The organism is Mesorhizobium vachelliae, from assembly GCF_033977325.1.
GTDB lineage: Bacteria > Pseudomonadota > Alphaproteobacteria > Rhizobiales > Rhizobiaceae > Mesorhizobium > Mesorhizobium vachelliae.
Window position 1 is genome coordinate 14827 of sequence record NZ_JAVIIR010000003.1, and the last position, 26107, is coordinate 40933.

The window sequence follows — 26107 nt, forward strand, 5'->3', positions numbered from 1 at the left end:
GACTGGCGCGACTGATCAGGCCGAAGCTTGATTGCCACGTGGTTCCCCCAATCCGTCGCTGCTTCGCAGCGCCACCTTTCCCCCCTCCGGAGGGAAAGGAAGGGAGCGTTGCTGGACGAGCGTCGACAGCAAAAAGCTTGGTGCCTTTCCTCTACCCCGTCGATCGGGGAGAGGTGGCTCGGCGAAGCCGAGACGGAGTGGGGGTCGACCAGCGCTACAGTAGAGCATGATCCCGAAAAGTGGGAACCGGTTTTCGGAAAAGATCATGCTCCAACAAAAAATTAGAGCAGGATGACGATTCAACAAAATCGTCATCCTGCTCTAGACAATGCATGCGCCAAGCTGCCATGCACACTATCGCCAAATACCAGCAGCCTGGAAATGTGTGCATGCCGCAGCCCACTTCGTGGGGCGAGGAACTCCGTCAGTTCCGCAACCGATAGCCGGTCCTGAAGATCCACGCGACGATCGCGATGCAGATGCCCAAGAACACAAGCGTCATGCCGAGGCTGACGCCGACCGAGACGTCGGCCTTGCCGTAAAAACTCCAGCGGAATCCGCTGATCAGGTAGACCACCGGATTGAACAGCGTGACCGTCTTCCAGATGCCCGGCAGCATGTGGATCGAATAGAAGCTGCCGCCGAGGAAGGTGAGCGGCGTGACGATCAGGAGCGGCACCAGCTGCAGCTGCTCGAAGGTCTTTGCCCAGATGCCGATGATGAAGCCGAACAGGCTGAAGGTCACTGCGGTCAGCACCAGGAAGGCAATCATCCAGAACGGATGCTCGATCCTCAGCGGCACGAAAAGTGCGGCGGTGGCCAGGATGATCAGGCCGAGCATGATCGACTTGGTCGCCGCACCCCCGACATAGGCGAGGATGATCTCCAGATAGGAGACCGGCGCCGACAAAAGCTCATAGATCGAGCCGACGAATTTCGGGAAATAGATGGCGAAGGAGGCGTTGGAGATCGACTGGGTCAGAAGCGACAGCATCATCAGGCCCGGCACGATGAAGGCGCCATAGGGGATGCCGTCGATCTCGTTGATGCGCGAGCCGATGGCCGAGCCGAAGACGACGAAATAGAGCGAGGTCGAGATGACCGGGGAGATGATGCTCTGCAGGACGGTGCGGAAGGCGCGCGCCATCTCCACCCGGTAGATCGCCCATACGGCTCGAAAATTAGGGGCAGCGCTCAGGTTCATGGCTCTTGCCTCAGGAGATTGACGAAGATCTCTTCGAGCGAGCTGTTCTTGGTGTCGAGATCGCGGAACTGGACGCCAGCCGCCTCGAGGTCGCGGATCAGCGAGGCGACGCCAGGACGGTCGCTCTGGTTGTCATAGATGTAGGTGAGCTGGTTGCCATCGGCGGACAGCTCCAATGAATAGCGAGAAAGTCCGTCCGGAACGGCGGAAAGCGGCGCGCGCAGCTCCAGGGTCATCTGCTTGCGGCCAAGCTTGCGCATGAGCTCGGCCTTGCCTTCGACCAGGATGATCTCGCCCTTGTTGATGACGCCGACGCGGTCGGCCATCGCCTCGGCTTCCTCGATGTAATGCGTGGTGAGGATGATGGTGACGCCGTCCTCGCGCAGACGCCTGACCATCGCCCACATGTCCTGGCGCAACTCCACGTCGACGCCGGCCGTCGGCTCGTCGAGGAACAAGACGCGCGGCTCGTGCGACAGCGCCTTGGCGATCATCAGCCGGCGTTTCATGCCGCCCGACAGCGTGATCGCCTTGGAATCCTTCTTCTCCCACAGCGAGAGGTCGCGCAGCACCTTCTCGACGAAATCCTTATTGGGCGCCTTGCCGAACAGGCCGCGGCTGTAGTTCACCGTCGCCCAGACGGTCTCGAAGGCGTCGATGGTGAGCTCCTGCGGCACCAGCCCGATCAGGCTGCGCGCCGCGCGGTAGTCCCGGCCGATGTCGTGGCCGTCGACCGTGACGGTGCCCGAGGAGCGGTTGACGATGCCGCAGACGATCGAGATCAGCGTCGTCTTGCCGGCGCCGTTCGGCCCGAGCAGCGCGAAGATCTCGCCGCGCTCGATGTCGAGATTGATTTCCTTCAGCGCCTTGAAGCCGGTGGCATAGGTTTTCGTGACACCGGAGATCGAGATGATGGATGACATGCTGAAATACGGCCGGCTGGAAAAGGTGACCTGATATAGGTCGGATGCCGCAAGGTGCAACGGTAAATCGACGCCGCTGCTGACAGTTCTGGACAGTGAGCCTGGCGACGGGAATCGCCAATTGCCGAAATGATTCAACTTCGAATAGGGCGATTGAACAATTTACAACTGTATCGCCGCACTATGAGGGCATGTTCAAACAGAGCTATCCGCTTCGCAGAGGTCTGGTCCGCTTTCTCTACGGCCTGATCTTTGCCGGGCTTTCCGTTGTGCCTTTCGGCTTGTCCACCGCGCATTGGATAGCACGCTCCTTCGGGAACGGTGGTTTGCTGATTTCCCTTGTGGCGTACATCGCCGTCATGGCGCTCCTTTTTTGGGTTGTGAACAGGGTCAATGACGCCGCCCCAACGTTTACCCTTCCACCTGGCGATGCGATCCGGGTCGGACTACCTATTGAAGAGACTGTCGAGAACACGGACTTGTCGCTGGAAACAGCGCTGAAGAGAGCGCAGTTCAATCAGAAGTGATCGTGTGTGCCGTCACCAAGGCGCCGATCCAATCGCGAGCAGCGATGAGGGGCGGCGCCGACCTGGAAGGCAACGAGATGGCGGTGCCAAATTCGAACGCCGGCGCCGCCCCTCATCCGTCCTTTGGGCACCTTCTCCCCGCAAGCGGGGAGAAGGAAATCAGGTCTGCGCCGTCCAGAAGGCGATTTCCTGCGCCTTGGTCGTCAGCTCGGTCTTCAGCCATTGATCATCGTCGTCGAGGTAGCTCCACGGCGTCTTGCCCTCAGCCCGCATCTCGCGAATGTAGGAGCGATAGCGGTAGTGGCTGTAGACCGACATCGCATAGGTGGCATAGGCGGCGGTGAGCTTCCTGTGGCCGCGGATGATCACCAGGTTCTCGTCGTTCTTCTCGCTCGCCGGCGCCGAGAAATTGTGGCTGCCGGTCACCACCACGCAATCGTCCGAATGCGGGTCGGTCACCAGTATCTTCGAATGCACGATGGCATGGCCGATCTGCGACAGGAAGGTACGCCGGTTGACCTCGGCGATCCACGGTCCGAGCGGCGCGTCGAGGCCTTGCGGCTGCGCCACGGCGTAGCGGTCCGGCGTGAATGTCCGGTCGCTGCTCACCAGGTTGATGTCGAGGAAATTCTGCTCGGTGCCGCCCTCGTCGGCGCTCAGCGTCGAGACCACGCCGCGCACATACATGCCCTTTTCCCGGGCGCGCTGCCCGGCCAACGTGTGCAGCCCCTGCTTGCCCGGCGTGAACATCAAAAACAGCACCGCCTGCTTGGCCGAGTTGATGACGTCGCGCAGCGCCGCCATATCGGCGCCGTTCGAGGTGCGGGTGAACCACACCGTCGCCTTTGCGCTGCCCACCGTGAAGGTCTTGGGCGCGTCGTTGTCGGCCATCAGCGCCGGCGTGAAATTGGCCGGGTCGGTCTTCGGCGGCGAGGCGTCCGTGAGCAGGTCCCAATGCTGGCGGTAATGCTGTGCAACCGCCGCGTCCTCGATCAGCAGGCCGTTGTTGACCTGCGTGCAGAGGCCCGTGGTGCTCCAGTTGGTGCTGCCGGTCCACACCTTCTTCGGCTCGCCGTCTTGCGACACGACGACGAATTTGTTGTGGCCGAGGCCTTTCGATTTCAGCATCCGGTCGATGGTGGCGATGCCGTGGTCGTTGAGGTTCTTGCGCGCGTCCTTGTTGCCGTCGCCGCTCTTGTCGGAGCCGTTGGCGAGGATGAGATGGAGGCGCGGCCCGAGCCCGATCAGCGCTGTCTCCAGCGTCGCGTCGGCAAGCTCGTAAAGCGCGGCATGCAGTTCGTCGCCGGCGCCTTGCGTCAGCCCGACCATGCGCAGGCCGAGATCACCTTCCAGGAAAGCGCGGAATTTCGCGTCGCCATTGGACTGCAGGCTCTTCTTGAAGGCGGCGGGCGTGAGCTTGTTCTTGGCCATGTAGCGGGCGACGAATTGCGACAGCACCAGGCCGCGGTTGAAGTAGCAGGAAAAGCCGCCGCCAGCGTCGGTCGCGAGCGTATGCCAGTCCGTCCAGTCGCTCGATACGCCTTTGGTCAGCGGCTTGCCGGGGCCGGCGCTCATCATCGCGGTCACCCGGTAGCGCACGACATTGCCGACATCGGCCGCATGATCGGTCCAGTTGAAGCGCTGAAACGGCCACACGTCCGACGGCCTGTGGTCGCCTGATTTCGGCTTGTCCTTGGTGAAGCCGACGCGGTTCTCCACCGGCTCGATCTTCTCGCTCGTGCCGGCCTTGCGGCCGCGCTCGAGCAGGAAGCCGCGGCATCCGGCTATGAACCCGCTCGGCGCCCAGGCGACGAAGGCATCGTCGCCATTGGTGTAGACGGAAACCTTTATGTCGACGGCCATTTGTCGTTCCTCCCCGATACGGTGCCGGAATGCCCGGCCCGCCAAGCAGCCAACAAGAATCCGCGCCGGAAGCAGGGTCCCGGATCAGTTGAGACAGAATTTACGAAAGGGTGACGGCAGTGATTATGTGGCGGCAGAAGATCGGATGTCAATGTTTTGCAGCATCAAGTATAAATCTATGAACTGCTTCACACGGCATCTTCTTTGCCAGCAAAACAAAGGGCGGAGGCCTTGCGACACTCCGCCCGAACCTTTCATCAGGCCTGCCGAGACTGTTTCGAAATTCGTTCCGGCGAGTCATATGGTGGTGGTTTCGAGAACCGGCCTCCGCCGGCCCTAGCCTTCATGGGGCGGAGGCACTTATGAGGGCTTCGGCCGGCGTAGGCCGGAGCGGAGCGGACATTCGGTCCGTGAGCCTGCGCATGACCCCGAAAATCGAAATCGATTTTCGGATAGGATCATGCGCCAACTAAAATTGCGGCAGCGTCCTTTGCGCGTCCAAGAGGACGCGCGGCGCTGCAGTAGCGCAGAAAACGCCATCAGATGACCGCCGGAGTAGAATTTCCAAACGGTCTCTCAGCTCTTGCTGGAGGCCAGCACCAGCACCGGCTTCTCGCTGTAAAGCTTGGGGAACAGCGACTTCAGATTCTCGATCTTGGGCAGGTCGTTGTAGACGATATAGGGATAGGTCGGGTTCAGCGTCAGGAAGTCCTGATGGTAATCCTCGGCCGGGTAGAAGGTCTTGCCGGTCTCGAGCGTGGTGACGATCGGCTTGGGGAAGACCTTGGCCTTGCCCAGCTGGGCGATGTAGCTCTCGGCGACCTTCTTCTGCTCGTCATTCTCGGCGAAGATCGTCGAGCGGTACTGCGTGCCTGAATCCGGCCCCTGGTAGTTGAGCTCGGTCGGGTTGTGCGCGACCGAGAAATAGACCTGCAGCAGCTGGCCATAGGTGACCTTGGACGGGTCGTAGGTGATCTCGACGGACTCGGCATGGCCGGTGCGGCCGGTGCCGACCACTTCATAGACCGCGTTCTCGGCGCTGCCGCCGGTATAGCCGGACACCGCCTTGCTGACGCCCTTGACGTGCTGGAACACGCCCTGCACGCCCCAGAAGCAGCCGCCAGCGAATATCGCCTTCTCGGTGCCGCTCGCCGCCTTCTCGTCCAGCGCCGGCGGCGGGATCACCACCGCGTCCTCGGCCGAGCGCGCCGGGCTCTGCCAGAAGACGGCAGCGGCCACCGCCGCAAGGCCAAGCGCTGCAACCGCGCCGCGAGTGAAGAATGGCCGCGCGGCTTTTTTCTTTATGCCGTTCATGTCCTGATCTCCTGTTGTTGTTCCATTATATACGATGCAAGCCGCCGGCAGGTTCTCACTTTGCCGTGCGGCGGCTAATGGCCAACGGCGCTCCCCCTCATCCGGCCCTTCGGGCCACCTTCTCCCCGGCGGGGAGAAGAGACTGGCGCCGCGCCGGCAATCTCCTCTCCCCGGCGGGGAGAGGTCGGATTGCCCCGAATTGCTCTTCGCAATTCGGTTGGCAATCCGGGTGAGGGGCAGTGCCGGGCTCAGCTTACTGAGCGGTGGTGTCCGCCGGCTTCATCGCATCCGCCGGTTTCATCGCATCCGTTGCCGGCTTCATTGCCTGGGTGCTCATCGCATCGGGCTTCATGGCATTGCCGGGCTTCATCGCGTCCGTCGCCGGCTTCATGGCGTCGGTCGCCATCGCGGGCTTCATCGCATTGGTTGCGTCGTCGGCGCGGGCGCCGGCGATGAAGACGGAAGCCGAAAGCGCGAGGGCCAGCGCCGGCAGCGTGAGGAACTTGGTCATGGGTGTACTCCTTGGTTTTGGCGCGCGCATGCGGGCCTTGGTGAAGCGTTGCCGCTCTCATGCGGCCCCGCGCGAAGGGAAAGAAAGATCAGTTGGCGGCAGCGGCGAGGATCGGTCCGCCGCCCGGCGCCTGCACCAGCACAGCGGTGCTCAAGCCGCCGGTCGCCGCCGGCAGCGGCAGCGTGGTCGCCTCGCCATTCCAGCGGCCGAGCTTGGTGAGCGCATGCACGACATTGGCGTGCGGCAGCGTGCGGCCGGTGTTCTCGCCGCGCGCCACCGGTACCTCGACGACGCCCCGGTTGTAGCGCACCAGCCAGATGTCGGCGCCGCCGCCCGGCGCCTTACCGGCGCCGATGCTGACCTTGCCCTGGTCGAGCGAAAGCTCCGGCCCCTGCGTGCGGCCGCTGCCGGTGATCAGGCCCTGGATCTCGCCGGGCGCCGCGCCCACGGCGTCGCGGCTGCCGTTCACCACCACCTGTGGCGTGAACGGCCCGTCATGGCCGAGCGGCGGCTCGTAGGTCACCTGGCGGTCAGTGAACTCCTTGCGCCCGAAAGTGTCCTTCCAGCCGAGATAATCCCAATAGGTGACGTTGAACGACAGCGCCAGCACGCCCGGCTGGTCCTTGACCTTGATCAGATTGGCGTTGGCCGGCGGGCAGGACGAGCAGCCTTGGCTGGTGAACAGCTCGACCACGGTCAGCGGCTGGGCGGAAGCGGCGCCGAGCGTGGCGGCAAGCATCGCGCCGGCGAGCAGGCTTGTTGTCGATCCGGTCATGGGAAGCAATCTCCGTTGCGGCGGGTCATGCTCCGATTTCGCCGGGGTGGAGGGGTTCGTTACAGCTTCACCGGTTTGTGATTGAGGGCACTCTCCCCCCTCGAGGGGGAGATGGCCGGCAGGCCAGAGGGGGTCCTGGCGCGTGGAACGCCGACGCCTTTTTCGCCGCAGGGAAGGTCGTGCCGGCTGAGGCGACCCCCTCTGTCGCCTTCGGCGACATCTCCCCCTCAAGGGGGGAGATCAGCCATCACTGCGTCAGCACCGTCTCCGACGGGCGCTGGTTGTAGTCGCATTTGCCTTGCACGGTGTAGAAGAAGTCGGCGTCGGTATAGGCTTCCGGCACGGGCGAGCCGCCGTCTTCCCAGCCCTGGTAGCCGGCCTGGCCGCAGGGCACGGCGGTGAAGATGTCGACCTTCTGGCCGGTCGCCACTTCCGTCAGATTGGTCGGGCTGGTGCCGATGAAGAGCCGGTTCGAGGTGGTCGGGTCATTGGACTTGAGCACCTTCGGGTTGCCCGAGGGCACGTCCATCTCGAGATAGAGCTGGTCCATCTGGCTGACGTCGATCACCGCGCCCGAACCATTGGCGGGATAGAAGGTATCGACGCAGTAATAGGTGGTGCCGTACTGGTCGGTCTGGATCACCGTCCCCGACGGCACGCTCTTCTGCAGGCTCTTCAGCGAGCCGGTGGTGCAGGTCTGGTTCTGCACCGTCGTCGAGGTCGACCCGTTGACGGTGTTCACGGTCGTGGTGCCGTAGCCCTTCGGGTCGCCATAGCCATTATAGCTGTAGGTGATCGTCATCAGCTTCTGGGCGGTGGTGTCGCCGAACTTGGTGCCCCACAGCACCATGGTCTTAGCCCAGTAGCCTGACACCTTCGTCACCTTGAAGGTGGTCTGCACCAACGCCGGCGTCTTGCGCACCGAGGAGCCGACGCCGACCTGCACCGTGTTGATGCGGGCGACCTGCATGAAAGTGGTCGGCATCGGATAGCTTGCCGTGGCGGTAAAGGTCGCCGTGCCGGTAGCATCGACATTGACGCCGGTCAGCGTCGCCGTGCCCTCCCCGCTGTTGGCCGCATAGGCCTGCTGCAACGCCGTCTGGCGGTCACCGAGGCTTGTCGTGGTGGGCAGCGTGGTGACCGAGATGATCGCGGCGTCGAGCGCGTTCTGCATGTCGCTGCGCGTCGTCACCGCCGAGGTGTAGTCGACGGAAAAGCCGACCGCCGCCACCAGCGGGATCGTCAGAATGGCCATCATCGGCATGATCGAGCCGTCGCGGCGCGCGAAGAATCGCCTCGCCATTCCGGCCACCGCGGCCGGGCTGAATTTTCTGGCAGTACTGGGCATTTCAGGGCCTTCGTCGTCTCGGCAGCAAGCCGGTTTACCATCCGGATGCAGAGCATCCGCCAAAGCGGTGCATGAATGTTTAAGCGGTTTTGAATATTTCGTGAGCGGGACGTGATCTTCCCTTCCCCCCTTGTGGGAGAAGGGGAAAAGCCCTGCCGCTTGCCCCTCAACCCCGCCCCTGCTAAAGCGCGCCGCATGACGACGCCCCTCGACCACATCCGCAATTTCTCCATCGTCGCCCATATCGACCATGGCAAATCCACGCTTGCCGACCGGCTCATCCAGCTGACCGGCGCGCTGGAGGAGCGCGACATGAAGGAGCAGGTGCTGGACTCGATGGATATCGAGCGCGAGCGCGGCATCACCATCAAGGCCCAGACCGTGAGGCTGAACTACCGCGCCAGGAACGGCGAGGATTATGTGCTGAACCTCATCGACACGCCCGGCCATGTCGACTTTGCCTATGAGGTGTCGCGTTCCTTGGCCGCCTGCGAGGGCTCGCTGCTGGTGGTCGACGCCTCGCAGGGCGTCGAGGCGCAGACGCTGGCCAATGTCTACCAGGCCATCGACAACAACCACGAGATCGTCGTGGTGCTGAACAAGGTCGACCTGCCGGCGGCCGAGCCGGAGCGCATCCGCGAGCAGGTGGAGGAGGTGATCGGCCTCGACGCCTCCAACGCGGTGCTGATCTCGGCCAAGACCGGCCAGGGCGTGCCGGACGTGCTGGAGGCGATCGTCCACCAGCTGCCGCCGCCGCGCGAGGGCGACATCAACGCGCCCTTGAAGGCCATGCTGGTCGACAGCTGGTACGACGCCTATCTCGGCGTCATCGTTCTGGTGCGCATCATCGACGGCGTGATGAAGAAGGGCCAGACCATCCGCATGATGGGCACGGGCGCAAAGTATCTCGTCGAGAGGACGGGCGTGTTCAAGCCGGCCCGCGTCAATGTCGACGAGCTCGGCCCCGGCGAGTTCGGCTTCTTCACCGGCTCGATCAAGGAAGTGGCCGACACCCGCGTAGGCGACACCATCACCGAGGACCGCCGCCCGACGGCGAAGGCCCTGCCCGGCTTCAAGCCGGCGCAGCCGGTGGTGTTCTGCGGCCTGTTCCCGGTCGACGCCGCCGATTTCGAGGATTTGCGCGCCGCCGTCGGCAAATTGCGCCTCAACGACGCGAGCTTCTCCTTCGAAATGGAAACCTCGGCCGCGCTCGGCTTCGGCTTCCGCTGCGGCTTCCTCGGGCTGTTGCACCTTGAGATCATCCAGGAGCGGCTGGAGCGCGAGTTCAACCTCGACCTCATCGCCACCGCGCCCTCCGTCGTCTACCGCATGAACCTCATCGACGGCACGGTGAAGGAACTGCACAACCCGGCCGACATGCCGGATGTGATGAAGATCGCCTCGATCGAGGAGCCGTGGATCCGCGCCACCGTCCTGACGCCCGACGACTATCTCGGCGGCATCCTGAAGCTCTGCCAGGACAGGCGCGGCATCCAGGCCGATCTCTCCTATGTCGGCAAGCGCGCCATGCTGACCTACGACCTGCCGCTCAACGAAGTGGTGTTCGACTTCTACGATCGCCTGAAGTCGATCTCCAAGGGCTACGCCTCCTTCGACTATCATTTGACCGACTATCGCGAGGGCGACCTGGTCAAGATGTCGATCCTGGTCAATGACGAGCCGGTCGACGCGCTATCGATGCTGGTGCACCGCTCGGCGGCGGAAAAGCGCGGCCGGCAGATGTGCGAGAAGCTGAAGGAGCTGATCCCGCAGCATCTCTTCAAGATCCCGATCCAGGCGGCCATCGGCGGCCGCATCATCGCCCGCGAGACCGTCTCGGCGCTCAGGAAGGACGTCACCGCCAAATGCTACGGCGGCGACGTGACCCGCAAGCGCAAGCTGCTCGACAAGCAGAAAGAGGGCAAGAAGCGGATGCGCCAGTTCGGCAAGGTGGATATCCCGCAGGAGGCGTTCATCCAGGCGCTGAAGATGGGGGATTGAGGGCGAAGTTTTGAATTTGTGATGCCCCAGCCGTAAACGAACTATTTACCTAACTGATTGATAAGAATCGAGAAATACGTTTCGAATCAATAACTTGAAGCTTTAGGCTTTTTCGCCTATACTACTCTAATGGGCAGCACAAAAATCAATTTCAACCGCGACAAATTGCGGGCAGCGGTCTTGCATGTCATAGGACAATGCAAGCCCGATCGGCTGGGCGCTGTTAAGCTGCATAAAGTCCTCTACTACACCGACATGTTGACCTTTCTCGATACAGGTCAGCCCGTAACCGGCGCTGAGTATCGCAAGCGTCCGTTCGGTCCCACTTGCGATGCAGTTTTGTGGGTGTTGGACGAACTTGCTCGCACGGGCGAAGTCTCAATCGACAAGGTCAAGTATCACGGCTACCTGAAAAAGCAGTTCAAGCTTAATGGCAGCCCAGATACGAACCAACTCAGCGCCGATGAGAAGGCGACATTGGATGAGATGGCTGACTTCGTTTGCAACAACAATTCCGCCAAAACCATAAGCGACTTTTCTCACGACATGGTCTGGGAGATGGTGGAGTTTGGCGAGGTCATTCCGTATCATAATGCGATTCACTTGATTCCCAATGTTGCGTCTCCCGATGCGATTGCATGGGGAGAGGCAGAAGCGGAAAAGATTGCAAATACTAGATCGCAATCCCAGAACTCGCCCTTGGCGGGTATTGATTCAGGAGCTTTTCGATCGCGCATGGTCGAACTGTCTCGACGCCGATCGGTATGACATAGACGATCTAATAGACTTATTTTCTAGTATCGAGGATGGGCTGGGGTTTAATCCCTACGCGATAGGGAATCCTCATCCGGCCCTAAACTCGATCGGCCTGTGGATCTATAACAGTCCGCCATTGGCGCGTATTCCGATGGTATACATACTCTACGAAATCGTTCCTGAAGCTAAAACTGTTCTCCTTTGGGCGGTGCGATTTCCGTAACCAATCGACGCTGGCTGAATTTGCCTGCCTCGTTGCCCTCATCCAGATCACGGATAGTTTGCGGAGTAGCAAACTCTTCTCAATTCGGCGTATCCTCTCCCCAGCTTGGGGAGACATTCGCATGCGCTCCACCTCCGACACCGTCGCCGCGATCGGCCTCGCCATTGGCGGCGCGCTGGGCATGGCGGGCACCTTCGTTGCCAGCGACGCGCTGCGCGAGACGCTGTGGACCATCGACGGCGTCGGCATCGTCGTAGCGGCAGCACTGCTCACGATGAAATACCAGCGGCTAGGCAATGATCTCGTCGCGGCCGGCTTCCTGACTTTCCTGGCCGGCGAAAGCCTGCTTCTGGCCGGCAATGGGGCGGGCCTGCAGGCCTCCGTGCCTTCCTATGCCGGCGGTATCGCGCTCTGGGCGGCGGGGCTGGTGATGGTCAGCGCGCAAGCCACCTTCGCGCTCTGGATGCGGCTCACCGCTTTCGTTGCCGCCCTGCTCTTCGCCGCCTCGGTCCTGATGATCCTGTGGGGTGCGCCGCTTCTGCCCACCTCGGCGCCGCTGCCGGCGCTCGGCTATCCGTCCCTGGTCCTGACCTTCATCGGCTGGATCTGGACGCTGATGAAAGCCGAGCGGTGAGAGCGAAGGCGATGGCCGCGCCGCTCGAACTCCGCAACAGCCCGTCGGGAAAGATCCTGCCCGCCGTCGGGCCGTTCCTGCTCGGCGGCATTTTCGGCTTCGGCGCGCTGCAGGGCGTGGCCTCGGGCGCGGACGGCGGGCATGCGCTGTGGATCGCGCTGCTCGGCGCCGCTTGCCTGGGGCTCGGCGTCTTCATCGCGCGCGGCGCCTTCGACACTTCGGTCAAGGTGGTGCTGGACAGCCAGGGTTTTCGCGATGCCCGCGCGGGCGACGTGCTGGTGCCGTGGAGCAAGGTGCTGAGCGTGCGGCTCGCAGCCGGCGGCAAGGGCGCGGCGATGCTCAATTTCGAGCTCACCGAGGAGCCGCCCGACGCAATCCGATATTCCTCCGCCAACGCCTTCGGCCTGATGCCTTTCGGCCGGAACATCGTGCATATGGAAATCTCCTCGCTCGACGTGCGGGGCCAGGACCTGGTGGATGCGGTGAAGACATTTGCACCGCATGTGGTGGTGAGGCGCTGATCTCCCCCCTCGAGGCTGAGATGTCGCCGAAGGCGACAGAGGGGGTCGCCGCGCGTGGAGCGCCAGCGTCCTCGGCGACGAGCCGACCACGCCGGCGCTTCACGCGCAAGGTCCCCCTCTGCCGGCCATCTCCCCCTCAAGGGGGGAGATTACGCGTGTCTTACGTGCTCTACTCCTCCCGGGGGACCTCGCCATGATTCGCGCTCTGCTCGCCTTCCTTCTCCTCACCGCGCCGGCCTTCGCCGCCGACATGTCGGTCTTCGTGCGCAACCAGCGCTCGGACGGCGTGGCGCTGGAATTGTTCAGCCGCGACAGCCAAAAAGTCTGGCCGGGCGACGACAAGGTGTTCCTCATCCGGCCGAAGGCGCGCAAATCCGTGCCGATCTCCTGCGAGCCCGGCGAGCATATCTGCTGGGGCGCCTGGGTGAACGGCGACGATACCGTCACCGCCGGCGTCGGCCCCGACAACGACCAGCCCTGCGACACCTGCTGCTTCATCTGCGTGGAGCATTCGACCGAGACGGTGGACCTGGCGGAGTAGGCGGGGCGCTGAAGCCGCTGATCTCCCCCCAAAGAGCCCCAGAGAGGGGGGATGCCCTGAAGGGCAGAGGGCGTGCGAAGGATCGCGGCGTTGCAGGATCAAGGTTCCTCGCCCCACGAAGTGGGGAGAGGTGGCTCGGCGAAGCCGAGACGGAGAGGGGAGCGCCCTACGAAGGCCCCCGCTCCGTCCGCTTCGCGGACACCTCTCCCCCGCCTCTGGCGGGGGCGAGGAACCCAAGCGTTGAGACCCCGGCGGGACAGCGCCCCCCCCTCTGGCCTGCCGGCCATCTCCCCCTCCAGGGGGGAGATCAGCCAATCGCCACAGCCTCACCATCCCCCAAAATCACCAAGCTATTTTCGCCGCCCCTTGGCATCGGCTCCCGCCGTGCCATCATCCAAGCCTCGGCCGTGGGGGCCGATTCTGACTCGGGGGTCTTCATGTCCATCTCTTTCGCGCGCCGCGTTGCCGCCGCGCTTTCGCTCGCCGTCCTCATCGCGCCCGCCGCTCATGCCGGCGACGTCACCTTCCAGATCAAGAACAGCCATCCCAACGCCATGCGCCTCGAGCTCTACAGCCAGGACCGCGACTATGTCTGGCCGGGCAATGGCAAGGATTTCTACCTCGACGTAGGCGAAACCAAGCAATTGCCGATCTCCTGCAACGAAGGCGAGAAGATCTGCTACGGCGCCTGGGTCGACGGCGATGAGGAGACCTATTGGGGCGTCGGCCCCAACAACAAGGAACCCTGCGAGGACTGCTGCTACACCTGCAGCGGCGGCCAGACCGAGGAGATCGATCTGCAGGAGTAGGGGCGCTGTTTGCCGACATCTGCGTGCTTGGGTTCCTCGCCCCCGCCAAAGGTGGGGGAGAGGTGTCCGCGAAGCGGACGGAGAGGGGGCCTTCGTAGGGCGCTCCCCCTCTCCGTCTCGGCTTCGCCGAGCCACCTCTCCCCCATTTCATGGGGGCGAGGAACCTTGTCCTCCGCGGCTGCCCATCCTCCCAGCTTGACGCCCTTCGCACCCCCGCCCTAGCCTAGCCTCCACCACCAGAGGAGAGCCCCATGGCAGGCACGGTCGAAGGCGAGAAGATCGACGTCGGTTTCAACGGCAAGCGCTGCATCCATTCGCGCAATTGCGTGCTCGGCAACCCGCATGTCTTCGTGCCCAACGCGCCGGGCGAGTGGATCCACCCGGAGGCGGCTGATGTCGAGCAGGTGGTGGCGCTGGCGCAGAATTGCCCGTCGGGCGCCATCACCTATAACCGCAAGGACGGCGGGCCGCAGGAGAAGCCGCCGGTGGTCAACACCGTGCGGCTGCGCGAGAACGGCCCGCTGGCGGTGCATGCCGAGATCGTGCTCGGCGAAGACACCTTCTTGCGCGCCACGCTCTGCCGCTGCGGCCTGTCGCAGAACAAGCCGTTCTGCGACAACAGCCACATCAAGGCCGGTTTTTCCGCCACCGGCGAGCCGCCGTTGAAGGAGGCGCAGGTGCTGGAAGCACGCGATGGCCCGCTGAAGGTTACGCCGACCGTCAACGGGCCGCTGAAAGTCGAAGGCAATGCCGAGATCGTCACCGGCACGGGGCATACGATTGCCCGCACCACGAAGGTTTTCCTCTGCCGCTGCGGCCATTCGGCCAACAAGCCGTTCTGTGACGGGAGCCATAAAAGGGTGGGGTTCGAGGGATGACAGGCGCCGCACCGGCGTTAGTTAAGGATGAGGTTTCGCGCTCAGGAGGATATCCATCATGCGCACCATGCTCGTCCTTGCCCTGCTTGCCCTTGCCATGCCCGCCTATGCGGCCAATCACGCGGTCCAGATCAAGGGCATGAAATTCAACCCGTCGAAGGTCAGCGTCGCCGTCGGCGACACCATCATCTTCACCAATGCCGATCCGATGACGCACACCGCCACCGCGCTGGATGGCTCGTTCGATACCGGCCATCTCGCCACGGGCAAGAGCGCCAAGGTCAAGATCACGGCCGCCGGCGCGCACCCCTTCCACTGCGCCATCCATAGCTCGATGAAGGGCATAGTCACGGCGAAGTAGGCGGCGGCGCTTAAAGGTTCAAGGTTCCTCGCCCCGCCAGAGGCGAGGGCGAGGTGTCCACGAAGTGGACGGAGAGGGGGCCTTCGTAGGGTGCTCCCCTCTCCGTCTCGGCTTCGCCGAGCCACCTCTCCCCTCTTCGTACCCTCTTCGTGGGGCGAGGAAACCGCGAACTCCCCCTGGCCCATCCCTCCCACCTTTATCCGCCGGCGCGTATCGGCTAAGGGCTTCGCAGCAAAGCCCTCGACCCCGGACTGCCGCCCCAAATGACCGCCAAGCCCAAACCCCTCTTCCTCGGCATCGACACCGGCGGCACCTACACCGACGCCGTGCTGTGGTCGGAGGAAGGCGGGCCTAAGGGCAAGGTGCTCGCCAAGGCCAAGTCGCTCACCACCCGCCATGATCTCGCCGTCGGCATATCCGGCGCGGTGGATGCGGTGCTGCAGGAAGCCGGCACCGACCCGGCCGCCATCAAGCTTGTCTCGATGTCGACAACTTTAGCCACCAACGCGCTGGTCGAGGGGCAGGGCGGGCGCGTGGCGCTGGTGATGATCGGCTTTTCCGAGGGCGACCTTGCGCGCGACGGCCTGAAAACGGCTTTGGGCACCGATCCGGTGGTGTTCTGCCCCGGCGGCCACGACGTGCACGGCAATGCCGCAAAACTCGATCTTTCCGGCCTCGAGGCGGCGCTGCCGGAACTGGGCGCCTCGGTGTCGGGCTTCGCCGTCTGCGCCTATTTTGCCACCCGCAACCCGGCGCATGAGCTGGCGGCCCGCGACCTCATCCGCGAGAAGACCGGCCTGCCGGTCACCGCCAGCCATGAATTGTCGGCCAAGCTCGGCGGCCCGCGCCGCGCGCTCACCACCTTGCTCAACGCCCGCCTGATCTCGATGATCGACCGGCTGGTCGCGGCGACCGAAGGGTTTCTGGCCAAGCGCGGCATCGCGGCACCGCTGATGGTGGTGCGCGGCGATGGCGCGCTGGTGTCGGCGGCCTTCGCCCGCCAGCGGCCGATCGAGACCATTTTGTCCGGCCCGGCCGCCAGCCTTGTCGGCGCCCGCCACATGACGGGGCTGGACGACGCCATGGTGTCGGATATCGGCGGCACCACGACGGACGTCGCCGTGCTCGACCAGGGCCGGCCGCGCCTCGATCCGGAGGGCGCCACCGTGGGCGGCTTCCGTACCATGGTGGAAGCCGTCGCCATGCGCACCTTCGGCCTCGGCGGCGATTCCGAAGTCACGCTGGAAGACGGCGCGCTCGACCCGAAGATCCTGCTTGGGCCGCGCCGCCTGGTGCCGCTGGCGCTTTCCGGCATGGTGCATGGCGAGGCGGTAACGTCGGAACTCGAGCGCCAACTGCGCGCGCCGAACCCCGGCCGCATGGACGGGCGCTTTGCCCTGCGCACCGGCGTGCCGGACCGGCTCGCCGCCGGCCTCACGGGACCGGAAGCGAAGCTCTACGAGACGATCGGCTCCACCCCGCTGGCGCTCGACCGGCTGTTGTCGTCGAATGCGCAGAACGCCACGCTGAACCGGCTGGTCGCGCGGGGGCTGGTGCACATCAGCGGGTTCACCCCGTCGGATGCCGCCCATGTGCTTGGCAAGCAGGCCAATTGGGACGCCGCCACCGCCCGCCTCGGCGCCGAGCTTTTCGCGCGGCGCCGCGACGGCCGCGGCCAGACGATCGCGGCGACGCCGGAGGAGATTTCGCAGCGCGTGCTGACGACGCTGACCCGCTGGTCGGCCGAATATATCCTCGAAACCGCCTTCGCCGAGGACGGGCTGGACGGCGCGGCGACCGTCGCGCACGCACTGGTGCAGCGCGCGGTCGACGCGCATCCCGGCATCGCCCGCTTCACCGTCGCGCTCGACCGCCCGGTCATCGGCCTCGGCGCCTCGGCGCCGCTGCACTATGCCGGCCTGCCGCCGCTTGTCGGCAATGGCTGCATCGTGCCGGAGGACACCGATGTCGCCAACGCGCTCGGCGCCGTGGTCGGCCAAGTGCGTGTCTCGGCCGAAGCCCGCGTCAGCCAGCCCAAGGAAGGCCTGTTCCGCCTCGCCTCGGGCCGGACGGTGCGCGATTTCACCGAGGAGGAAAAGGCGATCGAAGCGGCGCAAGCCGATGTGCGGGCGATCGCCGCCGAGCGCGCCAAGGACGCCGGCACCGACAGCGCCGAGATCGACGTCGCCACCGAGTTCAAGGTCTCGACCATCGAGGGCCAGCGCATGTTCATCGAGGCGCATGTGGTGGCCGTGGCGTCGGGACGGCCAAGGATTGCGGTGTAGCGCGGCCAATCTCCCCCCTCGAGGGGGAGATGTCGCCGAAGGCGACAGAGGGGGTCGCCGCGCGTGAAGCGCCAACACCGGCTGCGCCGAAACGACGTCGGCGCTCCGCGCGAGGCGACCCCTTCTGGCCTGCCGGCCATCTCCCCCGGGGAGATTCGCTAATCGCCAAAATCCCCCTACACCCTAAGCTGAATTGACCCCGCAGCCCCAAACATGCCAAAGGCCCCGGCTAAGCCTATATCTGGAGACGTGCAGATGACCGACCGCATCGAGATCGCCGGGTTGCGGATTGCCCGGGAGCTCCATGATTTCGTGGCCGGGGAGGCCACGCCCGGCACCGGCATCGACCCGGAAAAATTCTGGACCGGATTTTCGTCGATCGTCCATGACCTCGCGCCGAAGAATCGGGCGATGCTGGCCAAACGCGACGCCATGCAGGAAAAGCTCGACGGCTGGTATCGTGCCAATGGCGCGCCGATCGACATGGAAGCCTACAAGGCCTTCCTGAAGGAAATCGGCTATCTGGCGCCGGAAGGCCCTGCCTTCTCGGTCAGCACGGAGCATGTCGATCCCGAGATCGCTGTCGTCGCCGGGCCGCAGCTTGTCGTGCCGGTGATGAATGCGCGCTATGCGCTCAACGCCGCCAATGCCCGCTGGGGTTCGCTCTATGACGCGCTCTACGGCACCGACGCCATTCCCGAGACCGGCGGCGCCGAGAAGGGCAAGGGTTTTAATCCCACGCGCGGCGCCAAGGTGATTGCCTGGGCGAGGGATTTCCTCGACCAGTCGGTGCCGCTGACCACGGGCAAATGGGCCGGGGTCAACGGGCTGACGGTCGAGAACGGCGCGCTGAAGCTGGGCGAGGGCGCCGGCGCCACAACGCTCGCCGACCCGAAACAGTTCGCCGGCTATCGCGGTGACGCCGCCAATCCCGAAGCGGTGCTTCTGGTCAAGAACGGCCTGCATATCGAGATCGTAATCGACCGCGCCAACCAGATCGGCAGGACCGATGCCGCGGGTATCGCCGACGTCATCCTGGAATCGGCCTTGACCACCATCCAGGACTGCGAGGATTCGGTCGCCGCCGTCGATGCCGAGGACAAGGTCGTGGTCTACCGCAACTGGCTCGGCCTGATGAAGGGCGACCTGGCGGAAGAGATCACCAAGGGCGGCAAGACGTTTACCCGCAAGCTCAACCCGGACCGCCGCTACACGGCGCCCAATGGCGGCCAACTGCTTTTGCCGGGACGCTCGCTGATGCTGGTGCGCAATGTCGGCCACCTGATGACCAATCCGGCGATCCTGGATCGCGACGGCAACGAGGTGCCGGAAGGTATCATGGACGCCGCGGTCACCGCGCTGATCGCGCTGCATGACGTCGGGCCGAACGGACGGCGCGCGAACTCGCGCGCCGGCTCGATGTATGTGGTGAAGCCCAAGATGCACGGGCCGGAAGAGGTCGCCTTCGCCGTCGAGATCTTCGACCGCATCGAGACCCTGCTCGGCATGGCGAAAAACACCATCAAGATGGGCATCATGGACGAGGAGCGGCGCACCACCGTCAACCTCAAGGAGGCGATCCGCGCCGCGAAGGAGCGCGTGGTGTTCATCAACACCGGCTTCCTCGACCGTACCGGGGACGAGATCCACACCTCGATGGAAGCCGGTCCGATGATCCGCAAGGGCGACATGAAGCAGGCCGCCTGGATTTCCGCCTATGAGGCCTGGAATGTCGATACGGGCCTGGAATGCGGGCTTGCTGGCCATGCCCAGATCGGCAAGGGCATGTGGGCGATGCCCGACCTGATGGCGGCGATGCTGGAACAGAAGATCGCCCATCCCAAGGCCGGCGCCAACACCGCCTGGGTGCCCTCGCCGACGGCCGCCACGCTGCACGCCACGCACTACCACAGGGTCGACGTGCACGCCGTGCAGGCGGCGCTGAAGAGCCGGCCGAAGGCCAAGCTCGACGACATCCTGTCGGTGCCGGTCGCGGTGCGGCCGAACTGGACGCCGGACGAGATCCAGCGCGAGCTCGACAACAACGCGCAAGGGATCCTCGGCTATGTCGTGCGCTGGATCGACCAGGGCGTCGGCTGCTCGAAAGTGCCTGATATCAACGATGTCGGCCTGATGGAGGACCGCGCCACGCTGCGCATCTCCTCGCAGCACATCGCCAACTGGCTGCGCCACAAGGTGTGCTCGGAAATCCAGGTCAGGGATTCGCTTCAGCGCATGGCGGCGATCGTCGACCGCCAGAATGTCGGCGATCCGCTTTATCGGCCCATGGCGCCGGACTTCGATGGTTCGATCGCCTTCCAGGCCGCGTGTGACCTGGTGTTCAAAGGGACGAGCCAGCCCAACGGCTATACGGAGCCGGTGCTGCATAAGCGCAGGCTGGAGCTGAAGGCGAAGGGCTGAGAGGGGCGGCTTCGTGCAACATGTCGATCAATTTGCATTGGTCGGCGCTGCCCCCTCTCCGTCCGCTGCGCGGACACCTCTCCCCATTTCATGGGGGCGAGGAAACGGTAACGGCCGACGTCGCGGCCCTGAAAAGCTTGGGTTCCTCGCCCTCGCCAGAGGCGGGGGAGAGGTGGCTCGGCGAAGCCGAGACGGAGAGGGGGAGCGCCATACGCGATTGCCTCAATTCAATCCGAGCGTGCCCCGCAGCTTGGACAGGTCCTCGTCTTGATCAGCCCCGGGTCTTCCTTCGACACCAGCGGCTCGACCAGCGCCACGATCTTCTGCGCGCCATCGATATTGGCCTGGAAATCCCAGAGATCCGTGTGGCTGCAGCGGTCCTCCTCGCCGGAGATTTTCGACGACGCCATTTCCTCGAACAGGCCGGCGGCGCCATCGACCGCCTTTCCGCGGCACGGCGAGCCGGCGCCGATCACATAAACGAGATGCCGAGGTGATCGCCGATCGGTCCGCAAGGTATTGACGATTCTCGATCTACCTACTAGTTGGTAGGTGACGTTGAATGAAAGGTATCCTCATGTCTGCACAAATGAACCGTGCCCAGTCCTCGAATGGCTGGCTCAAAAGCTATTATTATCTGCGGTTCGCCGTATCGGCGGCCTGGGTCGCAGCGGCCTTCACCGTCGCGGGGACGATTCCGGCGCTCGCCGCGATCATGCTGGTGGCCTATCCCGCCTGGGACGCACTGGCGAATTATGTCGACGCGCAGCGCAGCGGCGGTCTCGGCCGCAACAGGTCGCAGCTGCTCAATTTCGTCGTCAGCATCATCACCGCGATCGCGGTCGCCATCGCGCTTGGCCACAGCATGAACGCGGTGCTTGCGGTCTATGGTGTCTGGGCGGTCGTCTCCGGCGCGTTCCAACTGCTCACCGCGCTGCGTCGCTGGAAGACCAACGGCGCCCAATGGGCGATGATCCTGAGCGGCGCGCAATCGGCGCTGGCCGGCCTGTTCTTCGTCAAGATGGCGGGCGGCGCGGAGGCCATCGGCATCGCCAACGTCGCGCCCTATGCCGCTTTCGGCGCCTTCTATTTCCTGGTGTCCGCCGTGTGGCTTTCGGTCAGCGATATCCTTCGCAAGTCGCCGCAGGCCGTGCGTTGAGATTTCCTCCGCCGGAGGTTAGGCATGTCCATGGATAAGCCTTCGAACACCGCCCCCTCGAATACCGCCGATGACATCCTGGCCGCCGCGCGAAGCTTCATCGTCGCCAGCGGCTATAACGGATTCAGCTATGCCGATATCGCCGAGGTGGTCGGTATCCGCAAGGCGAGCATCCACCATCATTTCCCGAGCAAGGTCGACCTCGTGCAAACCCTGGTCCGGCGCTATCTCGAGGATGCCGTGACGGGCATGACGGAGCTTGAGCGCAATGTGCCTGACCCGCCCGAATTGCTCCGGACCTATGCCGGCTTCTGGGCGCAGTGCATCGAGGACGCGAGCAGGCCGATCTGCGTCTGCGCGCTGCTTGCCAGCGAGCTTCCGGCCCTTCCGCCGGAGGTTGCCGTGGAGGTCCGGGCCTATTTTCAGTTTCTCTCGGGGTGGCTGACCCGTGTCTTCGAGCGCGGCGCCGAGCAGGGAACATTGACGATCGCCGCCGCGCCGCGCGCCGAGGCGGAAGCCTTCATGGCAACCGTGCACGGGGCGATGATTTCCGCGCGGGCCTATGGCGATGTCCTGACCTTCGGCATGATCCTGGCGCCGACGCTGCAGAAGCTGATCCCAGCGACCGATTGACCTGCGCGCGACTAAAGCGCGTCGCGATCTTTCAGATTCGCTCCATGCGCTTTAGGTTTCTGATTCTACGCATGTCTTTGTCCCGAAACCGGCTCCCACTTTTGGGAGACGTGCTTTAAGCCGCCTGCGCCATCCGCTCGGCGCTCATGCGATAGGAAATCGCCTCGGCAAGATGGATGCGGCCGACCGTCTCGCTGGCGTCGAGGTCGGCCAATGTGCGCGCCACTTTGAGCACGCGGTGATAGGCTCGCGCCGAAAAGCCGAGCTTTTCGCTGGCATCCTTGAGCAGCGTCAGCCCGGCGGTATCGGGCCTGGCGATCTCCTCGATGATCGAAGGCGGGCAATGCGCGTTGGTGGTGGCGGCCGCACCCAGCCTTTCCAGCCTTTCGCGCTGCAGGGCGCGCGCACGCGCCACGCGCTGGGCCACCGAAGCACTCGTCTCGGCCTTGTCCGGCCGGATCAGGTCGCTCGCCGAGACCGCCGGCACCTCGATCCGAAGATCGATGCGGTCGAGCATTGGGCCGGAAATGCGCGCCTGGTATTCGGTGCGGCAGCGGTCGCCGCGCAAGCAGCGATAGCCGGGCTCGCCCGACATGCCGCAGCGGCACGGATTCATCGCCGCCACCAGCTGGATGCGCGCCGGATAGGTAACGCGGTGGTTGGCGCGCGCGATCATGCAGTCGCCCGTCTCCAGCGGCTGGCGCAGCGCGTCCAGCGTCTGCGGCGAAAATTCCGGCAATTCGTCGAGGAACAGCACGCCGTGATGGGCGAGCGAGGCTTCGCCCGGCCGCGCGCGCAGGCCGCCGCCCACCATCGCCGCCATCGAGGCGGAGTGATGCGGGGCGCGGAAGGGCCGCCGGTCGGTCAGCTTGCCTTCGCCAAGCTCGCCGGCGACGGAGGCGATCATCGAGACTTCGAGCAGCTCCTTCGGCGCCAGCGGCGGCAGGATCGAGGGCAGCCGCTGCGCCAGCATCGACTTGCCCGAGCCTGGCGGCCCAACCATGAGTAGATTATGCCCTCCGGCCGCCGCCACCTCGAGCGCCCGCTTGGCGCTTTCCTGGCCCTTGATGTCGGCGAGGTCGGGCAGGTCGCGCGCGGCGAGCTGGATGCCGGCTTCGGGCCGCGACAGCACCTGCGTGCCGCGAAAATGGTTGGCGATGGCGATCAGGCTGCGCGGCGCCAATATATCGAAGTCCTTGCCGGCCCAGGCCGCCTCGGGTCCGCAGGCGAAGGGACAGATCAAGCCCTTGCCTTCGGCATTGGCGCCGATCGCCGCGGGCAGCGCGCCGGCAACGCCGGCGATGGTGCCGTCGAGCGACAATTCGCCCAGCACCACATAGCCGGCGAGCATATCGCCCGGTATGGCGCCCAGCGCCGCCATCAGGCCGAGCGCGATCGGCAGGTCGTAATGGCTGCCTTCCTTGGGAAGATCGGCCGGCGCGAGGTTCACGGTCACCTTCTTCGACGGCATCGACAGGCCGGACGCATGCAGCGCCGCCTGCACGCGCTCGCGGCTTTCGGCCACCGCCTTGTCCGGCAGGCCGACGATCTGCATGCCGACCTTGCCCGGCCCGACCATCACCTGGACATCGACCGGCAAAGCCTCGATGCCCTGGAAAGCCACCGTGCGAACCCGCGCCACCATGTTGTCCAAGCCCCCGATATCGGCAAGCGCGGCCCTGCGATCAGGCCGCGAGCGAAATCAGGCTAGACAACCACAGATTTTCGCTTTGGGCAAGAACATTACAGGAACATTGTTTGCCGCGCGTTCCGGCGGGCGTCGTGGGGAGATTGCCCCCGCTTCCCCTCAACACAATCCCAGAACAGGCTTGCGATATCCGCGCCCCCGAAACGCCGCACCTCGCGAATGCCGGTCGGCGAGGTCACGTTGATCTCGGTCATGTAGTCGCCGATCACGTCGATGCCGACGAGGATGAAGCCGCGTTCTTTCAGCGAGGGTCCGATGCGGGCGCAGATCTCGCGCTCGCGCTCCGTCAGCTCGGTTTTTTCGGCGCGGCCGCCGACATGCATGTTGGAACGGGAATCGTGCTCGGCCGGCACGCGGTTGATGGCGCCCACCGGCTCGCCGTCGATCAGGATGATGCGCTTGTCGCCCTTGCGCACGTCCTTGAGGTAGCGCTGCACGATATAGGGCTCGCGGAACAGCTGGCCGAACATCTCCAGCAGCGAGGCGAGGTTGCGGTCGGCTTCGAGCAGATGGAAGATGCCGGCGCCGCCATTGCCGTAGAGCGGCTTGACGATGATGTCGCCGAACTCCTTGCGGAACGCGGCCACCTCTTGCGGGTCCTTGGTGATCAGCGTTTCCGGCATCAGGTCCGGGAATTCGGTGACGAAGATCTTTTCCGGGCTGTTGCGCACCCAGGCCGGGTCGTTGACCACCAGCGTCTTCGGATGGATGCGCTCCAATATGTGCGTGGTGGTGATGTAGTTCATGTCGAAGGGCGGGTCTTGCCTCAGCAGCACCACGTCCATCTCGGAGAGGTCCGTGCGCACCTTCTCGCCCAGCGAGTAGTGGTTGCCCTTCTCGTCGCGCACCTGCATCTCCTCGATGCGCGCGAACACCTTGCCGTCCCGCATCGACAGCCGGTCGGGCGTGTAATGGAAAAGCTTATGGCCGCGCCGCTGCGCCTCCAGCGACAGCGCGAAGCTCGTGTCTCCGGCGATCGACACGGTGGAGACATGATCCATCTGAACGGCGATTTTCAACGGCATTTTCGGTCTCCGGCGTGCTCTGCCGCCGATATACGGAAATCGGCGGCGTCTGCCAATCGTGCTCGCTTGGTGCAGACGCTCAGAGACCGCTACCAGATGGCCGCCCGAGTAGAATTTCCAAACGGTCTCAGCGGTCGAAGACCAGCCTGGAATATCCGAGGAAGGACAGCGTCATCGCGACGATCGAGGCGATGGCGAGCGCCGCCAGCGGCGGCAGCGCCGGCAGGGCGAACAGGACGGCGCAGTAGACCAGGTAATTGACGATGCTGGTGGCGATGCCGACGCCGCCATAGCGCGCGCCTTCCTGCGCGATGCTCCGGCTCGACGGCGCGAAGGTGAGATGACGGTTCACTTGCCAGGTGACGCAGAGCGCGAAGCCGATCGACAGCACGCGCGCCGAGAGCGCACCGAGCGGCGTGGTGGCAAGCAGCAGCCAGAGCGCCGCCGCGTCGGCGACGAAACCGATGCCGCCGGCGAGGGCGAAGCGGACGAGGCGGCCCACTAGATCGTGATGGCGTTTCGTTGAATCGCCCTCACGATCTAACTCTTTGCTGGAGCATGATCTTCTCCGAAAACCGGTTCCCACTTTTCGAGATCATGCTCTAAGCCGCCCGTGGGGCCTTGCCCGGGTCGCTCTTGGGCAGGGCCTGCCCGGATGCTGGACGCTCGGCCCGGCCGGAAGAAATCGACAAATAGAAGATGCGCTTCTGCTCGGCCCGGCCGCGCGACACGGAATCGAGGATGAAGCCGGTCATCATCGACAGCATGGCCAGAAGCAGCATGCCGATCGACAGCACCCAGGTCGGCATGCGCGGCACGAGCCCCGTCTCGGCGAATTCGATCAGCACGGGGATCATCAGGCCGATGCTGGCCGCCAGGAAGAACAGCGCGAACGTGCCGAAGAAGCGCAGCGGCTGCGTCTCCTTCACCAGCATGGCGAACATCCACAGGATCCTGGCGCCGTCGCGGAAGGTCGACAGTTTCGACGACGAGCCCTCCGGGCGGCGGCCGTAGTCGAGCGCCATCTCGCTCACCGGCAGTTTCAGCTGCGAGGCATGCACCGACATCTCGGTCTCGATCTCGAAACCGCCGGACACGGCCGGGAAACTCTTGACGAAGCGGCGCGAAAACACCCGGTAGCCGGAGAAGATATCGGTGAAGTCGGTCCCGAACAGGCCCTTGTAGAGGCGGTTGAAGATACGGTTGCCGAAGGCGTGGCCGTTGCGGCCGGCATCGTCGGTCACGCCGCGCCTGGTGCCAACCACCATGTCGGAGCGTTCGGTCTGCAGGATATTGATCAGCTGCGGCGCATCCTCCGGCGCGTAGGTGCCGTCGCCGTCGGCCATCACATAGATGTCGGCGTCGATGTCGGCGAACATGCGCCGCACCACGTTGCCCTTGCCCTGGCGCGGCTCGCGCACGACGGTGGCGCTGGCGGCGCGGGCCTTCAGCGCGGTGAGGTCCCTGGAATTGTTGTCGTAGACATAGATCGCGGCCGAAGGCAGCGTCTCGCGGAAGCGCCGCACGACCTCGCCGATCGTCAGCTCCTCATTGTAGCAAGGCAGGAGCACGGCGATGACCGGCTCGTGGCGGACTGCATGCGGCATGTCTGTCTCCGGGCGCCCGACCCAGCCTCCGGCCGCCTTTGTGCCGGCCCCGTCGAGCCGTTTTACTATTTATTGAAGCC

Annotated in this window: 25 protein-coding genes and 1 pseudogene; 14 read left to right on the plus strand and 12 right to left on the minus strand. The window is 64.4% G+C overall.

Translation table 11 applies throughout. The annotated features are described in order from the left end of the window. Positions 1-424: 424 nt before the first annotated feature. Together RFM41_RS06870 and RFM41_RS06875 are read right to left on the minus strand one after the other, a co-directional pair. On the minus strand, positions 425-1204 hold the full coding sequence (locus RFM41_RS06870; protein ID WP_320248031.1) for an ABC transporter permease: 780 nt from the start codon (positions 1202-1204) through the stop codon (positions 425-427). Further along, positions 1201-2127 carry an ABC transporter ATP-binding protein gene (locus RFM41_RS06875; RefSeq protein ID WP_320248028.1) on the minus strand — a complete coding sequence of 309 codons (927 nt, stop codon included), beginning with the start codon at positions 2125-2127 and terminating at the stop codon, positions 1201-1203. Before RFM41_RS06875 ends, RFM41_RS06870 begins: the two co-directional genes overlap by 4 nt. Positions 2128-2318: 191 nt before the next feature. Between RFM41_RS06875 and RFM41_RS06880 the strand changes: the two genes are divergently transcribed. After that, on the plus strand, positions 2319-2654 hold the full coding sequence (locus RFM41_RS06880; RefSeq protein WP_320319256.1) for a hypothetical protein: 336 nt from the start codon (positions 2319-2321) through the stop codon (positions 2652-2654). 159 nt (positions 2655-2813) lie between these two features. Here the strand turns inward: RFM41_RS06880 and RFM41_RS06885 are convergent, their stop codons facing one another. The 5 genes from RFM41_RS06885 to RFM41_RS06905 form a co-directional block, all read right to left on the minus strand. Beyond that, entirely contained in the window at positions 2814-4517 is a 1704-nt protein-coding gene (locus RFM41_RS06885; protein WP_320248026.1) for a phospholipase D-like domain-containing protein, read from the minus strand. Positions 4518-5093: 576 nt separating this feature from the next. Beyond that, on the minus strand, positions 5094-5831 hold the full coding sequence (msrA, locus tag RFM41_RS06890) for a peptide-methionine (S)-S-oxide reductase MsrA (protein WP_320248025.1): 738 nt from the start codon (positions 5829-5831) through the stop codon (positions 5094-5096). 253 nt (positions 5832-6084) lie between these two features. Then, the gene (locus tag RFM41_RS06895; protein ID WP_320248024.1) at positions 6085-6342 is read right to left on the minus strand and encodes a hypothetical protein; all 258 of its coding nucleotides are present in this window, start codon (positions 6340-6342) and stop codon (positions 6085-6087) included. A gap of 88 nt (positions 6343-6430) precedes the next feature. Next, positions 6431-7117: a DUF1223 domain-containing protein gene (locus tag RFM41_RS06900; protein WP_320248023.1), complete on the minus strand. Its 687-nt coding sequence runs from the start codon at positions 7115-7117 to the stop codon at positions 6431-6433. A gap of 247 nt (positions 7118-7364) precedes the next feature. After that, entirely contained in the window at positions 7365-8375 is a 1011-nt protein-coding gene (locus RFM41_RS06905) for a pilus assembly protein TadG-related protein (RefSeq protein ID WP_320248021.1), read from the minus strand. Here RFM41_RS06905 and RFM41_RS06910 point away from each other — a divergent pair. From RFM41_RS06910 to RFM41_RS06960, 11 genes are all read left to right on the plus strand, one after another. Further along, on the plus strand, positions 8365-8580 hold the full coding sequence (locus RFM41_RS06910; RefSeq protein ID WP_320248020.1) for a hypothetical protein: 216 nt from the start codon (positions 8365-8367) through the stop codon (positions 8578-8580). The two genes, RFM41_RS06905 and RFM41_RS06910, sit on opposite strands and share 11 nt — an antisense overlap. An 80-nt stretch (positions 8581-8660) precedes the next feature. Next, entirely contained in the window at positions 8661-10466 is a 1806-nt protein-coding gene (lepA, locus tag RFM41_RS06915; protein WP_320248018.1) for a translation elongation factor 4, read from the plus strand. Between the two features lie 129 nt (positions 10467-10595). Further along, complete coding sequence (locus tag RFM41_RS06920) at positions 10596-11234, plus strand: Panacea domain-containing protein (protein ID WP_320248017.1); 639 nt, start codon at positions 10596-10598, stop codon at positions 11232-11234. Between the two features lie 332 nt (positions 11235-11566). Further along, entirely contained in the window at positions 11567-12079 is a 513-nt protein-coding gene (locus RFM41_RS06925; protein ID WP_320248016.1) for a hypothetical protein, read from the plus strand. A gap of 11 nt (positions 12080-12090) precedes the next feature. Then, positions 12091-12600, plus strand: a complete 510-nt coding sequence (locus RFM41_RS06930) for a hypothetical protein (RefSeq protein ID WP_320248014.1) — start codon at positions 12091-12093, stop codon at positions 12598-12600. 193 nt (positions 12601-12793) lie between these two features. Next, complete coding sequence (locus RFM41_RS06935; RefSeq protein WP_320248012.1) at positions 12794-13141, plus strand: hypothetical protein; 348 nt, start codon at positions 12794-12796, stop codon at positions 13139-13141. Between the two features lie 437 nt (positions 13142-13578). Continuing rightward, positions 13579-13950 (plus strand): hypothetical protein, encoded by a 372-nt coding sequence (locus tag RFM41_RS06940; RefSeq protein ID WP_320248011.1) that lies wholly within the window; start codon positions 13579-13581, stop codon positions 13948-13950. Between the two features lie 251 nt (positions 13951-14201). Then, a complete protein-coding gene (locus RFM41_RS06945; RefSeq protein WP_320248010.1) occupies positions 14202-14828 on the plus strand; it encodes a CDGSH iron-sulfur domain-containing protein in 627 nt (208 codons plus the stop codon). A gap of 58 nt (positions 14829-14886) precedes the next feature. Beyond that, positions 14887-15189, plus strand: a complete 303-nt coding sequence (locus tag RFM41_RS06950; RefSeq protein ID WP_320248009.1) for a cupredoxin domain-containing protein — start codon at positions 14887-14889, stop codon at positions 15187-15189. Positions 15190-15452: 263 nt separating this feature from the next. Continuing rightward, positions 15453-17474: a hydantoinase/oxoprolinase N-terminal domain-containing protein gene (locus tag RFM41_RS06955; protein ID WP_320248008.1), complete on the plus strand. Its 2022-nt coding sequence runs from the start codon at positions 15453-15455 to the stop codon at positions 17472-17474. Between the two features lie 255 nt (positions 17475-17729). After that, a complete protein-coding gene (locus RFM41_RS06960; RefSeq protein ID WP_320248007.1) occupies positions 17730-19895 on the plus strand; it encodes a malate synthase G in 2166 nt (721 codons plus the stop codon). Positions 19896-20161: 266 nt separating this feature from the next. On the opposite strand, the pseudogene RFM41_RS06965 reads toward RFM41_RS06960, so the two are convergent. Continuing rightward, positions 20162-20341, minus strand: a pseudogene (locus tag RFM41_RS06965) (imelysin family protein); the annotation flags it as partial. A 131-nt stretch (positions 20342-20472) separates the two neighbouring features. Here RFM41_RS06965 and RFM41_RS06970 point away from each other — a divergent pair. Together RFM41_RS06970 and RFM41_RS06975 are read left to right on the plus strand one after the other, a co-directional pair. Beyond that, positions 20473-21054, plus strand: coding sequence for a DUF308 domain-containing protein (locus RFM41_RS06970; RefSeq protein WP_320248006.1), 582 nt, complete (start codon positions 20473-20475; stop codon positions 21052-21054). A gap of 24 nt (positions 21055-21078) precedes the next feature. Next, complete coding sequence (locus tag RFM41_RS06975) at positions 21079-21687, plus strand: TetR/AcrR family transcriptional regulator (RefSeq protein ID WP_320248004.1); 609 nt, start codon at positions 21079-21081, stop codon at positions 21685-21687. Between the two features lie 115 nt (positions 21688-21802). Here RFM41_RS06975 and RFM41_RS06980 read toward each other — a convergent pair whose 3' ends face one another. The 4 genes from RFM41_RS06980 to RFM41_RS06995 all read right to left on the minus strand — a co-directional run bounded on the left by RFM41_RS06980 (position 21803) and on the right by RFM41_RS06995 (position 26027). Then, positions 21803-23332 carry a YifB family Mg chelatase-like AAA ATPase gene (locus RFM41_RS06980; protein ID WP_320248002.1) on the minus strand — a complete coding sequence of 510 codons (1530 nt, stop codon included), beginning with the start codon at positions 23330-23332 and terminating at the stop codon, positions 21803-21805. A 98-nt stretch (positions 23333-23430) separates the two neighbouring features. Beyond that, complete coding sequence (gshB, locus tag RFM41_RS06985) at positions 23431-24420, minus strand: glutathione synthase (RefSeq protein WP_320248000.1); 990 nt, start codon at positions 24418-24420, stop codon at positions 23431-23433. A gap of 127 nt (positions 24421-24547) precedes the next feature. Further along, positions 24548-24922, minus strand: coding sequence for a GtrA family protein (locus tag RFM41_RS06990; RefSeq protein ID WP_320247998.1), 375 nt, complete (start codon positions 24920-24922; stop codon positions 24548-24550). A gap of 100 nt (positions 24923-25022) precedes the next feature. Beyond that, positions 25023-26027, minus strand: a complete 1005-nt coding sequence (locus RFM41_RS06995; RefSeq protein ID WP_320247996.1) for a glycosyltransferase — start codon at positions 26025-26027, stop codon at positions 25023-25025. Positions 26028-26107 lie beyond the last annotated feature (80 nt).

Bases quoted from the DNA above. Each gene is read 5' to 3' on its own strand.
- RFM41_RS06870 (WP_320248031.1), bottom strand. From the start codon at position 1,204: ATGAACCTGAGCGCTGCCCCTAATTTTCGAGCCGTATGGGCGATCTAC.
- RFM41_RS06875 (WP_320248028.1), bottom strand. From the start codon at position 2,127: ATGTCATCCATCATCTCGATCTCCGGTGTCACGAAAACCTATGCCACC.
- RFM41_RS06880 (WP_320319256.1), top strand. From the start codon at position 2,319: ATGTTCAAACAGAGCTATCCGCTTCGCAGAGGTCTGGTCCGCTTTCTC.
- RFM41_RS06885 (WP_320248026.1), bottom strand. From the start codon at position 4,517: ATGGCCGTCGACATAAAGGTTTCCGTCTACACCAATGGCGACGATGCC.
- msrA (WP_320248025.1), bottom strand. From the start codon at position 5,831: ATGAACGGCATAAAGAAAAAAGCCGCGCGGCCATTCTTCACTCGCGGC.
- RFM41_RS06895 (WP_320248024.1), bottom strand. From the start codon at position 6,342: ATGACCAAGTTCCTCACGCTGCCGGCGCTGGCCCTCGCGCTTTCGGCT.
- RFM41_RS06900 (WP_320248023.1), bottom strand. From the start codon at position 7,117: ATGACCGGATCGACAACAAGCCTGCTCGCCGGCGCGATGCTTGCCGCC.
- RFM41_RS06910 (WP_320248020.1), top strand. From the start codon at position 8,365: ATGGCCATCATCGGCATGATCGAGCCGTCGCGGCGCGCGAAGAATCGC.
- RFM41_RS06905 (WP_320248021.1), bottom strand. From the start codon at position 8,375: ATGATGGCCATTCTGACGATCCCGCTGGTGGCGGCGGTCGGCTTTTCC.
- lepA (WP_320248018.1), top strand. From the start codon at position 8,661: ATGACGACGCCCCTCGACCACATCCGCAATTTCTCCATCGTCGCCCAT.
- RFM41_RS06920 (WP_320248017.1), top strand. From the start codon at position 10,596: ATGGGCAGCACAAAAATCAATTTCAACCGCGACAAATTGCGGGCAGCG.
- RFM41_RS06925 (WP_320248016.1), top strand. From the start codon at position 11,567: ATGCGCTCCACCTCCGACACCGTCGCCGCGATCGGCCTCGCCATTGGC.
- RFM41_RS06930 (WP_320248014.1), top strand. From the start codon at position 12,091: ATGGCCGCGCCGCTCGAACTCCGCAACAGCCCGTCGGGAAAGATCCTG.
- RFM41_RS06935 (WP_320248012.1), top strand. From the start codon at position 12,794: ATGATTCGCGCTCTGCTCGCCTTCCTTCTCCTCACCGCGCCGGCCTTC.
- RFM41_RS06940 (WP_320248011.1), top strand. From the start codon at position 13,579: ATGTCCATCTCTTTCGCGCGCCGCGTTGCCGCCGCGCTTTCGCTCGCC.
- RFM41_RS06945 (WP_320248010.1), top strand. From the start codon at position 14,202: ATGGCAGGCACGGTCGAAGGCGAGAAGATCGACGTCGGTTTCAACGGC.
- RFM41_RS06950 (WP_320248009.1), top strand. From the start codon at position 14,887: ATGCGCACCATGCTCGTCCTTGCCCTGCTTGCCCTTGCCATGCCCGCC.
- RFM41_RS06955 (WP_320248008.1), top strand. From the start codon at position 15,453: ATGACCGCCAAGCCCAAACCCCTCTTCCTCGGCATCGACACCGGCGGC.
- RFM41_RS06960 (WP_320248007.1), top strand. From the start codon at position 17,730: ATGACCGACCGCATCGAGATCGCCGGGTTGCGGATTGCCCGGGAGCTC.
- RFM41_RS06970 (WP_320248006.1), top strand. From the start codon at position 20,473: ATGTCTGCACAAATGAACCGTGCCCAGTCCTCGAATGGCTGGCTCAAA.
- RFM41_RS06975 (WP_320248004.1), top strand. From the start codon at position 21,079: ATGTCCATGGATAAGCCTTCGAACACCGCCCCCTCGAATACCGCCGAT.
- RFM41_RS06980 (WP_320248002.1), bottom strand. From the start codon at position 23,332: ATGGTGGCGCGGGTTCGCACGGTGGCTTTCCAGGGCATCGAGGCTTTG.
- gshB (WP_320248000.1), bottom strand. From the start codon at position 24,420: ATGCCGTTGAAAATCGCCGTTCAGATGGATCATGTCTCCACCGTGTCG.
- RFM41_RS06995 (WP_320247996.1), bottom strand. From the start codon at position 26,027: ATGCCGCATGCAGTCCGCCACGAGCCGGTCATCGCCGTGCTCCTGCCT.